At 71.6% G+C, this 14,520-nt stretch carries 10 protein-coding genes and 2 pseudogenes; 1 reads left to right on the plus strand and 11 read right to left on the minus strand.

The window, feature by feature from the left end; genetic code table 11:
• Positions 1-63: 63 nt before the first annotated feature.
• The 6 genes and pseudogenes from fxsT to fxsA form a co-directional block, all read right to left on the minus strand.
• Positions 64-4,002: an FxSxx-COOH system tetratricopeptide repeat protein gene (gene fxsT, locus ACWF94_RS15420; RefSeq protein ID WP_453487856.1), complete on the minus strand. Its 3,939-nt coding sequence runs from the start codon at positions 4,000-4,002 to the stop codon at positions 64-66.
• Complete coding sequence (gene fsxC / locus ACWF94_RS15425; protein WP_453487865.1) at positions 3,986-4,654, minus strand: FxsC protein; 669 nt, start codon at positions 4,652-4,654, stop codon at positions 3,986-3,988. Before fsxC ends, fxsT begins: the two co-directional genes overlap by 17 nt.
• Positions 4,612-5,427, minus strand: a pseudogene (locus ACWF94_RS15430) (TIR-like protein FxsC); the annotation flags it as partial. The gene fsxC and the pseudogene ACWF94_RS15430, both read right to left, overlap by 43 nt.
• 75 nt (positions 5,428-5,502) lie before the next feature.
• Positions 5,503-6,279 carry an aminoglycoside N(3)-acetyltransferase gene (locus ACWF94_RS15435; RefSeq protein ID WP_453487857.1) on the minus strand — a complete coding sequence of 259 codons (777 nt, stop codon included), beginning with the start codon at positions 6,277-6,279 and terminating at the stop codon, positions 5,503-5,505.
• Positions 6,272-8,710 (minus strand): radical SAM/SPASM protein FxsBH, inactivated beta-hydroxylase extension form, encoded by a 2,439-nt coding sequence (fxsBH, locus tag ACWF94_RS15440; RefSeq protein WP_453487858.1) that lies wholly within the window; start codon positions 8,708-8,710, stop codon positions 6,272-6,274. The genes ACWF94_RS15435 and fxsBH overlap by 8 nt, the downstream gene beginning before the upstream one ends.
• A 9-nt stretch (positions 8,711-8,719) precedes the next feature.
• Entirely contained in the window at positions 8,720-8,884 is a 165-nt protein-coding gene (gene fxsA / locus ACWF94_RS15445) for an FxSxx-COOH cyclophane-containing RiPP peptide (protein WP_453487859.1), read from the minus strand.
• A 204-nt stretch (positions 8,885-9,088) separates the two neighbouring features.
• Between fxsA and ACWF94_RS15450 the strand changes: the two genes are divergently transcribed.
• Complete coding sequence (locus ACWF94_RS15450; protein ID WP_453487860.1) at positions 9,089-10,021, plus strand: DUF4231 domain-containing protein; 933 nt, start codon at positions 9,089-9,091, stop codon at positions 10,019-10,021.
• Positions 10,022-10,099: 78 nt separating this feature from the next.
• Here the strand turns inward: ACWF94_RS15450 and ACWF94_RS15455 are convergent, their stop codons facing one another.
• The 5 genes and pseudogenes from ACWF94_RS15455 to ACWF94_RS15475 form a co-directional block, all read right to left on the minus strand.
• A complete protein-coding gene (locus ACWF94_RS15455; protein ID WP_453487861.1) occupies positions 10,100-10,579 on the minus strand; it encodes a hypothetical protein in 480 nt (159 codons plus the stop codon).
• 153 nt (positions 10,580-10,732) lie between these two features.
• Positions 10,733-11,767 (minus strand): S1 family peptidase, encoded by a 1,035-nt coding sequence (locus ACWF94_RS15460; protein ID WP_453487862.1) that lies wholly within the window; start codon positions 11,765-11,767, stop codon positions 10,733-10,735.
• Positions 11,768-12,028: 261 nt separating this feature from the next.
• Positions 12,029-12,889, minus strand: coding sequence for a DUF1684 domain-containing protein (locus ACWF94_RS15465; RefSeq protein WP_453487863.1), 861 nt, complete (start codon positions 12,887-12,889; stop codon positions 12,029-12,031).
• A 4-nt stretch (positions 12,890-12,893) separates the two neighbouring features.
• On the minus strand, positions 12,894-14,231 hold the full coding sequence (locus tag ACWF94_RS15470; protein ID WP_453487864.1) for an LLM class flavin-dependent oxidoreductase: 1,338 nt from the start codon (positions 14,229-14,231) through the stop codon (positions 12,894-12,896).
• Positions 14,228-14,520: pseudogene (locus ACWF94_RS15475) on the minus strand (LLM class flavin-dependent oxidoreductase); the annotation flags it as partial. The gene ACWF94_RS15470 and the pseudogene ACWF94_RS15475, both read right to left, overlap by 4 nt.

A 14,520-nucleotide genomic window follows, 5' to 3' on the forward strand; every position in this document is an offset into this window, starting at 1 on the left:
CCGCCCGCCGCCCGTAGAACCGCCTCGCCGACCGCCTCGCGCAGTCCGCGCACGGCAGCGTCCTCACACCGCCAGCGGCTCCAGGTCCCGGTGCACCCGCCGCTCGTCCCGGGCGATCCTGGTGAGTGCGTGGTCCTCCCCCAGCAGCCGCTGGAGTTCCTCGACCGCCTCGTTCCGCAGCTGAGCCGACTCGTCCTTGCGCCCCAGCAGGCCCAGCGTGACCGCCAGATTGGAGGCGATCCCCAGCACTTCGGGGTGGTGCGGGCCGAGGACTTCGCGCAGCCGGGTGACGGCCTGCTGCTCGATGTCCAGCGCCTCTTCCAGCCCGCCCAGGTCGGCCAGCGCGTTGGCGAGGTTGATCCTGCTGTAGAGGTAGTGCGGATGGGAGTCGCCGAGGACCTCCCGCATCGTTCTGCTGACCTTCAGCAGCAGTTGTTCGGCCGACTCGGGGTCGCCGCAGCCCCAGTGGAAGATGCCCAGGTTGTTGATCGCGGCGAGGGTGTACGGGTGCCTCTCCCCCGGCACCACCAGGTACTGGTCGACCACTTCCTGCGCCAGATCGCGCGCCGCGACGGGCTCGCCCGCCGCGAACAGGTCGGCCGCCAGGTTGAGATCGCAGGCGAGGGTGTCCGGGTTGGCCGAGGTGTACCGGGACCGGTAGCGGTTGCGGGTGGAGGTGGTCAGCCGCCGGGCGTCCTCCAGCCGCCCGGCGCGGCGCAGGGACACCGCGAGGCTCTTGCCCGCCGACAGGGTGCCGGGGAAGATCCGCCCGAGCTGTTGCTTGTAGAGGTCGTAGGTCCGGCTCAGCAGGGTGACCGACTCCTCGTACCGGCCGACCTCGCGCAGATCGCGGGCGAGGGACGCGGCGGAGGAGAGGGTGTACGGGTGCTCCGGGCCGAGCACCTCGGTGCGCCGGTCGAAGACCTCCTGGTCGATCTCCCGGGCCCGTGAGTAATGGCCGACCATCCGCAGGTTGAGCGCCAGGTTGTTGGCCGCGGCGAGCGTACGCGGGTGGGACTCGTGGAAGATCTGGCTGAATCCCTCGTGCGCCTCGGTCGCCAGTTCCATCGCCCTGCCGTACTGCCCGAGCGTGCCGAGGTCCATCGCCAGACCGCTGGTGGTCATATAGGTGTGCGGGTGGGTGGGGCCCAGCACATTGCGCTGGCGCTCCAGGGTCAGCTCGTCGAAGTCCCTGGCCTCCACATAACGGCCCTGCGAGCGGTAGATGTTGGAGATGTGGAAGCGCAGGTACAGATACTGGACGTCGTCGTTGCCCAGAGTCTCCCGCCAGGTCTCGCGGACCTCGTTGGCGAGGGTCGACGCGGTCGCCCAGTCACCGCGCTTCCAGAGGTAGCGCACCCGGTCGATGATCAGCCGGCGGGTCTCCGGCTCCCGGCAGTGGCGCACCTCCGACGTGGTCAGATGCGGCCAGATGGTGGCGAACCGGGGCCAGTTCTCGGGGTTGTCGATCGGTTCGTCGTCATCGGGCCGGGCGCCCGCCAGGACCCGGTGGACGGCGTGCCGCGCGTCCTGCTGCTCCTCCTCGGTCAGCTGGGCCCGGATGACGGCCTGCACCAGCCGGTGCACCTGGATGCTGTTGGAGACCTGGTCGACCTTGGCCAGCGCGAACCTGCCGATCTCCCGGATGACCCGGCCGAGGACCAGCTTCTCCTGGAGGGAGGCGTCGTACGGCTTGAGCGCGTCGATCATCTCCCGGCTGTAGAGGAGGTTGGCGGAGATCGGCTCGGGGGCGAAGAAGGCGCAGAGCTGGAGGAGGCGCACCGCGGCGGGTGAGCGCTCCTTGAGCCGTTCGATGGAGACGTTCCAGGTCGCGGCGACCGGCTGGGGGTAGCCGGCCGGCTGGTTGAGCGCGAGCACGCTGGTGGCCTGCTCGCCGAGCCGGTCCAGATACTCGGCGACGGGGGTCGCGGTCTCCGCGATCCAGGCCGCCGCCTGTTCGACGGCGAGCGGCAGATCACCGACGGCGGTGGCGACGGCGTCGGCGTCCTCGGCGCTCAGTCCCCGGGCTCGGCGCTGCAGGTGCTCAATGGACTCCTCGCGGGTGAACACATCGATGGGCAGCGCGTCCCCGTACTGCGACCACGCCTGGTTCCTGGAGGTGACGAGGATATGGCCGGGACCCTGGGGCGGGAAGAACCGCTTGAGCTGTTCGGGGTCGTCGGCGTTGTCGAAGACGAGCAGCCACCGGGAGGACGGCACACCGCGCCGCAGCAGATCGATGGCCTCCTTGGAGGCGGCGGCCATGTCCTCGCCGCCCTGCGCTCCGAGGCGGACGGCGAGTTCGGCGAGTCCGGCGATCACATCGTCGATCTGTTCGGCGGAGATCCACCACACCAGGTCGTAGTCGGCCATGAAGCGGTGGACGTACTCGTTGGCCACCTGGGTCTTGCCGACGCCGCCGAGTCCGTACAGGGTCTGCGGTTGCGGCAGCACGGCCGCCACGGACAGTCCGCCGCCGAGCCGGTCGCGCATCCGCTCCAGCGCCACCGAGCGGCCGGTGAACCCGGCGTTGCGGGGTGGCGCGTTCCAGATCTTGGGCACGGTGCCCGGGAAGCGCGGGCCGGGCGACGAGGCGTCGGGCAGCTGTACGGGGCGGTCGAGGGCGCGCAGCAGGGCGCTGGACGCCTGGACCTCGTCGAGCCGGAAGAGGTCGACGGGGTTGCGGTCGATATAGGGGGTGGTGAGTCTGACGTCACCGACCCGGAGCGGCAGCAGATGGTGCCGGGCGCCGCCGGGGTCCTCCGCCGTCGTCCGCTGCCACAGGTCCACCGCCCGGGCCGACTTGAGATAGGCGCCGGAGAGCAGCACCACGGTGCGTGCCGCGGTCTCGGCGGGGTCCATGTCGTCCGGGTCGCGCTCGACGGAGACATCGCGCGGTACGACCCGGAAGCCGGCGCGGGTGAGGAGCGCTTCGATCCAGTCGGCCCACATCCGGTTCTCGGCCACATAGCTGAGGAAGAGATCGGCGGGCAGCGCGGGCCTGCGCCGGGTGAAGGCGTCCCTGATCCGGAGCCGGATCTCCTCGCCGACGGTGGGCATGGAGGTGATCTGCTGCTCGGTGATGACGGACGCGAGCCGCTCGAAGGCGGAGAGCAGGGAGTTGGTGAGGCCCGCCTCGTCGCCGAAGGTGGCGAGGGTCTCCTCGTAGGCGTAGTAGGGCCGGTAGGGGATCTCCACCGCGCCCCAGTAGGAGGTGAGTTCGTCTCCGTCCAGGCCGGTGGGGAAGCGGTCGAACTTCACCCGGGCGAGCGCGCGGCCCGCGTCGGCCTTCTCCTTCTCCCCCTCGTCGATCCGCATCGGGACGGGGTAGATCTTGATGCCCCGGCCGCCGTACCGCTCGTCGATCTGGCGGGCGACGGAGGCGGCGCCGTCGATGGACTGGTCGCTGAGGGTGAAGCAGTCGACGAGGACATCGGGCAGATGGACGGTGCAGATGTCGGCGATATCGCTGAGGCCGGTGCGGCTGTCGATGAGGACGTAGTCGTAGTTGGCCTTCATGTCGTCGCGCAGCGCGTCGAAGAAGAGGCCGCCGCCGAGGCGGTCGTAGAAGTTGTCCCAGTCGAAGGTGGAGACGGTCGCGGAGTACTCGCGGTTCTGCTTGCCTGCGGAGACGAAGTCGAGCGTGCCGCCGTCGGGGAACTCCCAGCCGAGTATCTCGGGGGTGAGGGAGACCGCGTGCGGCTGGATGCGCGCGTAGTCCACATGCCAGTCGTCGCGCCGGCCGGCGTCGGGGGTGATCGCGGCCCAGGCGTACTCGGTGATCAGATCGATGACGCCGGTGGTGGCGCCGAGCGTGGAGGGGTCGAGAAAGGGGTGGAAGAAACGGTGCAGGCCGGGCGCCTCCAGGTCCCAGTCGACGGCCAGGACCCGCTTGCCGTTGGCGGCGAGGATCCAGGCCGTGTTGGCCAGGGCCATCGTGCGGCCCGTACCGCCCTTGTACGAGTAGAAGGTGACGATGCGTCCGTCACGACCGGCTGTCATCCGTGTCCTCCGCATCGGGGGCTGATCCACGCGTGTTCGGGACATAGTGGGTGGTGCCGTTGTCGCCCATCGGACCGCGGAGTCTGGGCCGCTGGGGCCGGGACGCTCCGGGTGACGGTGCGGGTGGGAAGACCGTGGCGTGGCGCAGATACTCCTGGGCCGCCGATTCGACGACCTGGGGCAGGATCTGCCCGAATGCCTCCATGCTCAGTACGCCCCGGGCGGCTGCCCGGCAGGCGGCCCGGCCCTGTCTCATCTGGTGCGGCATGGTCCGTTCCAGTTTCTTGACCAGTTCGGCCTCGGATGTACGGCTCTGGGGGTCGTCGCGGTTCCAGGGGACGACGACGCTGACCCAGGGGCGCGGTTCGGCGTCGTAGGCGGCGAGCCGGGCGCACCGGTCGTCGTCCTCCAGCGCCCAGCGGTCGACGAGGAGTATCTGGGGGGTGGTGGGGGGCGCGCGGGGCGCCCGGGTGGTCGTCCCCCCGCGCCGGGGGGGGGGGGGGGGGGGGGGGGGGGGGGGGGGGGGGGGGGGGGGGGGGGGGGCGCCTCGTGGTCGAAGGAGGAGATGGTGGCCTGGTAGTTGAGGGAGCGGACCAGATCCTGGGCGACATAGGCCAGTGGCCGCGCCGAGTCCGGGTGGTACGGGTTCCAGTCCTGGGACTGTTTGCCGTAGTACTCGGGGGCGCGGCCACTGGGCAGTTCGTGCCGGGTGGGTGCGGCGATGGTCAGATGCATCGGGCGGGGGCCGCCGGTGGGCTTGCCGAAGGCGCTGGGCGCGTGGCGGTAGTCGACGGGGCTGCCGGAGTTGATCCGGGTCGTGTCGGCGACGCTGACGATACGTTTGGCCAGTTCATAGACGGCCGCTTCGTACTCCTCGGCGAATATCCGGAGTTTGATGAGTCCGTAGAGGCCGTCGGTGACATAGCGGTCGCCGAAGGCCCGGTGGTTGAACTGCAGCCGCTCGGCGGGGCCGGGGAGCTGCTCGGGCGGCATCGGCACCCAGAGCGCGGGGACGATCGCCTCGGCGGACCGGTTGCTCTTCGCCTGGTGGTAGATGGCCCGCTGGGCGAAGGCGTACCACTCCTTGCCGCACATCTCGCTGGCGAAGTACCGGGGGGAGAACAGCGGGACGAAGACCCGGCAGGTCGCCAGCACCTCGCCGAGGCGCTCCGACCAGCCCTCGCCCGAGCGTATCTCCCGGTCCATGAATCCGGCCGGGGCCCCGGCCGGCAGGTCCGTCATGGCCATCACATGGCCACAGAGGTCCCGGAAGAGCCGCTCCACCCACATGTCCGGATCCGGGCCCCCCGCCCCGTAACGCGGTGTGTGCGCGTAGCTCAAAAAGAAATACGGTCGATGGTCCGCCGCACGTTGCGCTGAATCCGACACACGACCCCCGTCCTGTGTGAACGCCCGCCTCCGCACCCGGCATCAGGGAGATGCGAGCGAAATTAATCATTCCGGAGCCCGACGCTCTCCATCCCCCCGACGTTCAGTCAATCAACGCCGCTTTTCGGTCATCCACTCGACCGCGTGGTCGACGGCGGCTCTGACTGAGAACAGTCTTGCGGGCCTTCCTCCCAGTTGTCCCTTCTGCTCCATGCCCCAGGCGAAGGCGGCGCCGATGGCGCCGAAGTCGCTCTCGTCGAGCACAACGTCCTCGTACTCCGTCCAGGTCTTGGTTCCGTCGGGCAGGAGGACGACACAACGATACGTCCGCCGAGGCGCTTTCGTCCGGTATTCGGCGAGATGGAATGCGGTGCAGACGTCGAAGTCCACATTGATCATCAGCACGCTCGCATCGGCCCGGTAGAGCGCCCCGAGGGGGGATGCCTCACCGAGGTGCGAGTAGAGGGTGTGGCCCGCGAGCAATTCGGCGGCCCGGCCGCCCACGGCCGCGAAGGACGTCTGCGGATGGGCGCTGCGGACGGCTCCCGGCGCGGTGCGGATGGACTCGGCCAACCGGCCCATCCCCTGGCTCGGTGTGCTGAGGGGGTCGAAGGCCGGCATGTTCAGCCGGAAGGTCTCCGTCTGCTCGGGTGTCAGCTCCCTGACCCGGGCCCGGTAGGAGTCGGAGGTGTCGGAGTTCTCCTCGGTGAAGGCGGGTGTCACCAGGGTGCCGCTCTCGCCCAGCGCTTCCCGCAGGGCGTCCCGGAGGGTGTCCGAGTGGATTCCGGTGGTGCGCAGTGCGGCGTGCACCAGCACGGTCATGCCCTCCCGCACACCCAGATCACGCAGGGACCGCGCCAGGCGCCCGCGGTCCCCCGGGTCACCCACGGCTCTCTTTCGCCGGTCCGTCCGTGGCCGCCGCCGGTGCGGACAGGTCCGCTGTCCGTACGCCGAGGTTCTCCGCCCGTCCGCCGAGGTTCTCCGCCCGTCCGCCGGGGTTCTCCGCCCGTACGGCCGGATCCGCCGCCGGCCCGCCCGGGGCCGGTCCGTCCAGCTCCTTCCACAGCTCGGCCAGCAGGTGCCGCCCGCTCACCGTCAGCTCCGCCGAGCCCTCCAGGGTCCTCAGCGCGCGCCTGGCCTGAATCGCTCCCTCGGGATCGAACGTCGCGAGGCCGACCCTTTCGCAGACCTCCGCCAGCAGTTGGGACACCGCGACCTCCCCCTCCTGCCAGGGCGCCGGATGACGCCACCAGCCGTCCTGTGTGTACAGATCACCGACTTCGAGCAGGGCGTTCAGCTTGGCTCGCCGGAAACCGCGCAGCAGCGTGACCGCCAGTTCTCCGTCGGTAGGGGGCAGGGCGATCCCCAGCGCTCCATAACCGTGCCCGCACACGGCGTCCTCACGCGTGGACGACCGGCCAAAGACCTGCGTTGCCACTGGGGCGTGAGGTGCGGAAGGGTCCAGTGATACGAGTGGGGTCAGGGTACTGAGGCAGTCACCGGCCTCGGCGGCCTGCTCCGGGGCCGCGTCGCGCAGCAGCGCCCAGGCGGCGGTGAACCGCCGTTGCCAGTGCGCGGCCTCGTCGGCCCCGAGCCGGGGCCGTACGGGGGCGGAGAAGCACTCCCGGTACGGATCGAGGTCGTCCAGCCGCAGCAGCGGGACGCCGTCCCGGCCGCCCACCGTGCGGACGGGCCGCCAGTCGCCGCTCTCATCGCCGAGGGGTACGAGGGATACCTGGCGGGGCGCCCGGCCGTCCACCGTCACCCGGAAGCCGTCCCCGGCGGCGACGACCTCGGCGGTGCCGTGCGCGTCCGGTCCCCCGGTGCGCAGCTCGCCGAGCGTGGGCAGCCGCAGCAGCCCGTGGTCGTACGGGACACGGACGGGTCTCGGCTCGCCCCCCGCGACCAGGGCGGCGGCCAGATACGACGGCAGGCGCAGCGCCCGCGCGATCGCGTCCCGGCGTCCCGCGCCGAGTGCGTCGAGGGTGTCCTTGAGCCAGGTGCGGGTGTACGGATGGCCGTAGACGGTGTCGAGCAGCTCGCCTTCCGCGTCCAGGGCCAGGGTCAGTTCCCAGGCCGTGTCCCAGGCCGCGCCGCCGCGCCCGGCCAGTTCGCCGTGGAGGGAGGCGAGCAGGGTACGCGTCAGGTCCTGGTCGTCGGCGAGGAGCGCGCCGGGGTCGGTGACGGCCGCCGGGACGAGGCGGGCGGCGGTGCGCCGTTCGACGCCGTGGATCAGGGCTTCGAGGTCGGTGCAGTAGACGGAGGTGTTGTCGAAGCCGTTGTCCGAGCGGTAGCGGTGGGTGTAGAGGCCGCCGCCGCAGGAGCGGACGACCGGGCAGCTCCGGCAGGTCTCGCTCACCCCGGCCAGTTCGAGCTGGCGGGCGCGGACGCCGGGGTGGGCCGCCACCGCGTCGAAGGCGTGGTCGAACACATTGAATCCGGTGGCCGCCGCGCCGTCGTAGGCGCTCTTGAGGGAGTCGACCTGTTCCAGGGCGCCGTCGGTCTCCACCACGACGAGGTCGGTGGGGGCGAGGCCCAGGGACTCGGTGAGGCTGGGGCCGCCGGTCAGGGTCGAGAGCACGGACTCGAAGAGGCGCACCGGGATCGTCCGGCCCGCGCGGTCCCAGCGGTCGAAGACGCTCAGCAGCCAGTCGGCGTACGCGGTCGGTGAGCCGTCCGGGCGGACCGGCGGCTCGTCCCAGGTGGCATGCGGCAGCAGGAAGTCGATGCGCGGGGGCGCCAGCTCGGCGAGCGCGTCGTACACGGCGACCGGGTCGTTGGCCACGTCCACCGTGCAGAGCAGTCCGAGGTACAGATGGCGGTAGCGCTCGCCGCGCAGCAGCTCGACGGCCCGGAGGACCAGCGGATGGCTGGTGCGTCCGTCGGCGAACCTGCGGTGCCGGTCGTTGGCGCTGCGGTCGCCGTCGAGGGAGATGCCGACCCCGACGCCGTACTCGTCGAACAGGTCGAGATAACGGGGGCTGAGCTGTAGGCCGTTGGTGTGGATCCGCAGATCCAGTTCCGCGACGCCTTCCAGAGCCCCCGTCAGCTCCTCGCACACCCTTCGCAGCCGTGCGGGTCCCGCCAGAAGAGGCTCCCCTCCGTGCAGGATCACTGACACGGAGGGCAGGGCATGGCTCTTGGCATGCTCGGCCAGTCGCAGAGCGGTCCAGGAAATCGCCTCGTCGGAGATCGCCTTGGGGCGGGTTCGCCAGCTTTGATCGGCGTGCTCGTAGATGTAGCAGTGGTCACATGCGAGATCGCATCTGCTGTGGACCTTCAGAACGATCTCGCGGAATGGGACCAGGGGTCCTGTCATTCCGCCAGTCTAGAGCGCCGAGTTGAACGTCGACGTCCGAGCGGTGCGGTCGGCGCCGGCCGGGACGACCCGAGCGAGCTTCCTGACCGCTTCGCCGCCACGGAGGTCGATCTGGGCCAGCGGGACGCGGTTCTTCTTCGCTGCGGCGAAGGATGCTGAGGTCTGAGTAGTCATGGGGGGCCGTCCTTGATCTTGATGTCGTGCGCCGTTAACCACGCACCATTGCGGTGGTAGCGGCACGACTTTACTCTCATGGCCACTCGCGGCAACTCAAGCCGGGAACATGCGTCGAAAGAGTTGCGTCACATTCCAGCGGGTAGGTACGGAACAGACCATTCCGCCTAACGAGTGAAGTCATAACAGCAGACAGGGGGGCACATGACCGGGTTGCCCGGCCCACGGGACAGCATCGTGTTCCGTCAGACTGATCTGCCGGCTCTCTTCCACCACACCGACGCGACCGCGATCGCGCGCCAGCGCGAGGCGGTCGGCGCCACCCGTCTCCAACTGCTGCTTCTCGTCGCGGGAGCCGCCGCGGCGGCCCTGCCGTCGTCGCTGAGACTCGGCGACGACTTCCAACTGCCGGGGGCGATCAGCGCATTGGCGTACGCGTGGGTACTGTTCCTGGGCTATCGGGCCTCACGGCGCGGTGCGAAGTCGCATTGGCAACTCAATCGTTCCGCCGCCGAGTTCATCAAGTCGATGTGCTGGCGCTACTCGGTTCATGGCACCCCCTTCGACAACCAGTCCGCGGAAACGGACCGGCTGTTCCTCGCACGGCTGGAGGAGGGGTTACGGGAGCTGGCCAAAGTCGGCTGGCACGATCCGCGTACCACTGAGCCCGATGTGGCGGACGGGGAGCTGATCACCGCCGCGATGCGGCAACTGCGCTCACGGCCATTCAGCATTCGCAAAGAGACCTACATCAGAGACCGCTTGATCGAACAGCGCAACTGGTATCACCGCAGTGCCGAGAACTCCCGCCGCGCGACGCTGCTGTGGTCGTTCTCCATCGGCCTGCTGACCCTGCTGGCGCTGTTCTTTTCGCTACTGCACACATTCTCGCTGGCCGGATCCGTGGAGCCGGCGGGACTGCTGTCGGCCGCCGCGGCCGGCTGTCTCGCCTGGAGCGAGATCCGCCGGCATCAGCCCCTCATCGCCGCCCACTCCCTGGTGGAGGAGGATCTGGCGGCCATGCACCGGGCGATGGAGACTTCGGTCACCGACACGCAGTGGCCTTCGGCGGTGTACGAGACCGAGCGCGTCGTCTCGCCCCAGCACACCGACTGGCTGGTGCGGCACCGCAGTTGAGGACCCGTCCCGGCCCGCGCGCCGAAGGCCCGTACGGCCGGGCGCCCCCTGCCGGGCGGGGGCGGGCGGCAGGCCCGGTCAGGGGCGTTCCAGGCCCTCGCGCCAGATGACCGTGACCGGTTTGCCCCGGTCGCGCGCGTAGTGGACGATGTCCGCCGTCCCGCCCAGACCGCGCGAGGGACCGCCGTCCCAGACCGCGAGCAGCCGGTCGCAGCTGTCGGCGATCAGGGCCCCGGCGGCGTAGTACGCCTCGTCCGTCGAGTGCGGGAAGTCGAGCTGGATCTCCCGGGTGGCCCGGGCCCGCAACTGCTGGAAGCGGGCCAGCTCGGCGGGCGTGGCGAAGGTGTCCGCGTAGTCGCCGCTGGGGATGACCACGGTCAGCTCGGCCCCGCAGGACAGCGCGATGTCCGCGAAGAGCTGGTCCGCACCGACCGCGAGGCTGGAGAACGCCTCCATCGAACCCTCGTGGCCCCGGAGCACCGCACGCAGGCCCGCGCCGATGTCGGCCCACGCCTCGGGTGGGATGTGCCGGTGGCCGGTGATACCAATGCGCTTCACTTCGCCGCGACCCCCGCTTCTCTGCCGTGCCCGACGCCAGACATCGTCCCAGACGGCGAAGCGGCGTGGAGCCCCCGTCCTCCATACGGACGGGGGCTCGGCCGTGATACGGACGGGGGCTCGGCCTCAAGGGCCGCCGCGCGCCGCGTGCGGTCAGTAGACGCGGACCCCGTAGGCGGCGAGCGCCTCCGTGACCGGCTGGAAGAAGGTCGTACCGCCCCGGGAGCAGTCGCCGCTGCCGCCGGAGGTCAGTCCGATGGCCCGGCCGCCGGAGTGGAGCGGGCCGCCGCTGTCACCGGGTTCGGCGCAGACGTTGGTGCGGATCAGTCCGTGGACGACATCCCCGCCGCCGTAGTTCACCGAGGCGTTGAGTCCGGTGACGGTGCCGCTGTGGATGCCTGTGGTGGAGCCGCGCCGGGTGACGGACATGCCGACCGTGGCGTTCGCGGCACCGGTGATGTCCACGCCGCCGACGGTGCCGGGGCGCGGCACCGAGGCGTTGGCGTAGCGCACCAGGCCGTAGTCGTTGCCGGGGAAGCTGGATCCGGCGGTGGGTCCGATGACCGTGGTGCGCGAGGAGTTGGTGTACCAGGTGCCCGCGCCGTCGGTGCAGTGACCGGCGGTCAGCAGGTAGTAGGTGGAGCCGCTGCGCACATTGAAGCCCGCGGAGCAGCGCCAGCCGGTGGCGTAGATGGCGTCACCACCGGACAGCAGCTTGGAGAAGACGCCCGGGGTGCGCTCGATGCGCAGAGCCGCGGCGTCGGCTCCGGCCGCCCTTCTGATACTGGTCAGTTCGGCCGGGGAGACGGTGCTGTCGGCGGTGACGAGGAGGGTGCCGGTCGCCGGGTCGACGTTCCAGGCGGTGCCCGGCACATCGGCGGCGAGTACGGCGTCGCTCGCGGCGCCGAGCCGGGCCGCGCCGTAGGCCCCGGTCTGACCGGACTGGTCGGTCTGGTGGGTCTGGCCGGACTGCCCGGTCTGTACGGACTGGTCGGCCCGGTGGGTCTGCTCGGCGCCTGCCGGGGTGACCGCGAGCGCGGCGGCGGCGACCAGACCGGTGGTGACGGCGAGCAGTCGGGTGCGCCGTCTCACGGGGGCGGTGCTGTGTGCGGTGGCACGGAGGGCGGTGGCAGGGAGGGCGGTTCTGTGTGCGGCGGTACGGCGGGGGGTGGTGCGCTTGATCCTCACTTGTCGTTCCTCCCGAGGGGGATCGGGGGCCCGTTGTGGGGTTCGGGGCCCGTGAGGCGCAGCCGGGGACATCGTCCGAATTCCGGACAAGTCGTGCCCCTGACAAGCGCTGCTCGGGAGTATTCGGGCGGTCAACTGCCCCCGCAAGGGCGCCTTTCGGCCGTGCGCCCCGGTGTACGGCGAAGGGCCCCCGGTGCCTTGGTGGCACCGGGGGCCCTGATGCGTCGCTCGCCCTCTGGGACGGGTCAGCGGATCAACGGGTCAGCGGGTCAGCGGTTTCCGCTCTCCGGCCGGGACCGCGACCGGGAGGGTGTTCCCCGGCGGCGGGAGGGGGCAGATGAAGTGGTCGGCGAAGGCGCACGGCGGCAGGAGTGCGCGGTTGAGGTCGACGGTCACCGTGCCGTCCGCGCGCGGCTCCCGGGGCCGCAGGAAGCGGAACCGGTAACTGCTGTCCCCGCTGGTGGCGTCCGCGAAGACGGCCCACAGCGAACCGTCGTCCTCGACGGCCACCCCCAGGGTGTGTTCCACCCCGTCGATGACGAACGCGATCTCGCCGCCGAGGCCGAGCCCGCGCTCCCGCCCGTCGGCGTTCGCCACCCGCACACTGCGGTGCGCGGAGTACGCGCGAAAGCGCCCGGGGAGCCGCCAGCGAGGGTCGTACGGGGTGGCGTCGATGCCCGTGAACGACGCCCGTGCGGGGGCGTCCGGGTCGAAGTCGCGTACCGCCCACAGCCCTTCGCGGCGCAGCACGACCAGCCGCCGCCCGCCGTGGGCGACCCTCGATCCGGGGATCGGCCCGTGGTCGGCGGTGAGGCGGACCGCCCCGGTGAACGGCTTGCCGTCGACGGTGAGCGCGTCCTCGGCGCGGGCGGTGAGGACGATCTCGCCGCCGGCCGGCTCCCAGACCCCCGGGATGGCCGGAATTCGACCCTCCGGATGGTCGTCGAGCCAGTGGGTGCCGGTGAGGGAGAGCGGCCCGTACGGCGAGGAGATCGCCTCGACCCGCCGCTCATGCCACTTCCGCCACTTCCGCGCCGCGTGCGCCGCCCGGTCGGCCGACCCGTCCCGCGCTCCGGGACCACCGGGCCCGTCCTGGCCTGATTGCTGTGCGTCCGTGCTCATGTCGTCAACCCTTCCACACCGGCTCGGCGAGCCCCAGATGGGAGCGCAGCGTCGTACCGGCGTAGTGCGTACGGAAGGCGCCGCGCTCCTGGAGCAGCGGCACCACCTGCGCGACGAACTCGTCGAGACCGCCCGGTGCGGGCGGCGGCGCCAGGAGGAACCCGTCGGCCGCGCTCTCGGCCGCACCCCGGACCATCGCCTCGGCGACACTCCCCGGGGTGCCGGTGAACGACGGCCAGGGTGTCACCTCGATGACGGTCGCCCGGATCGAGAGCCCCTTCGCCTCCGCCAGCGCCCGCCAGCGCGCCGCCGTACCGACGGGGTCGCCCACGCCCGCCGGGTCCGGGGCGGCGACGTGGCCGGGGTCGACACGGCCCGGGGCGCCGGCCGGAAGCGGGTCGACGGCGGGGAGCGGCCCTTCGGGGTCGTACGAGGAGAGGTCCCGGCCCCAGACCCGTTCGAGCGCCCGGAGCGCGTCCTGCGGGGAGATCCGCCGCCGGCGCAGTTCGGCGGCCCGCTCCCGCGCCTCGCCCTCGCTCGCGCCGAGGACGACGGCGACCTCGGGCATGATCCTCACCTCGCCCGGCGCCCGGCCATGGGCGGCGAGCCTGCCGCTGAGGTCGGCGCGGCAGGCCCGGCAGGTCGCCGGGGTGCCGTGCCGCCGGGGCACCACCACATCGGCCGACGCCGCCGCGAACTCCCGGTCCGCGTCGCCCTCGCCGGCCTGGATCACGACCGGATGCCCCTGAGGGGAGCGCGGAACCGTGAACTCCCCCTCGATCGTGAAGTGCCGTCCGGAGTGGGAGAACGGGCGTACCCGGCCGTCCGGCGTCCATGAGTCCCACAGCTCACGGGCCGCGCGGACGGACTCGACGGCCCGCTCGGCGCGGTCGCCGCGCCGGTTCCCGTCCGCCCTGAGGGCGTCGTCGGCGCTCACCAGATGCCAGGCCGCCCGCCCGCCGCTGAGATGGTCCAGCGAGGCCAGTCTGCGGGCCAGTTCATAGGGTTCGCCCTCGGTCGCGCAGACGGAGGCGGCGAGCCCGACGCGGTCGGTGACGGCGGCGAGCGCGTTGAGCACGGTGATCGGCTCGGGTCCGCCGGCCGCGCCGGGGTCGCCGGGGCGGCCCCGGTGGCCGTACGGTCCCGGCGGGTGCGGCCGGGGCGCGTACGGCGCGTACGGCGCGGACTGCCCCGCCGCGCCAGGGAGCAGGACGAAGTCGAACAGTCCGCGTTCGGCGGTGCGGGCGAACCGCTCGACGGGCGCGAAATCGGCCGGGCCCGCGGGATCGCCGCCACCGGGTACCCGCGCCGCGAGATGCAGCGGTCCGCGCGGGGATGTCATACGGTCCCCCCGGTCAGAGCGCGGCGGTTGGCGGGCCTGGTCAGCCTGGTGAGCCCCAGATGCTCCCGGAGCGTGCCTCCCGGGTGGAAGGCGCGGAACAGGCTGCGGTGCTGGAGCAGGGCGACGGTTCCGTTCACCAGTCGTTCCAGATCGCGGTGGGGCGCGATGGGCACGAGCTGGAACCCGTCGACGGCTCCGGCGCGGTGCCAGCGGGCGATCAGCTCGGCGAGATCGACCGGACCGCCGCGGTAGTACGTCCCCCGGGCGGCGAGCCGGGGCAGGCTGTCGG

The sequence above is a fragment of the Streptomyces sp. NPDC055078 genome, assembly GCF_053607985.1.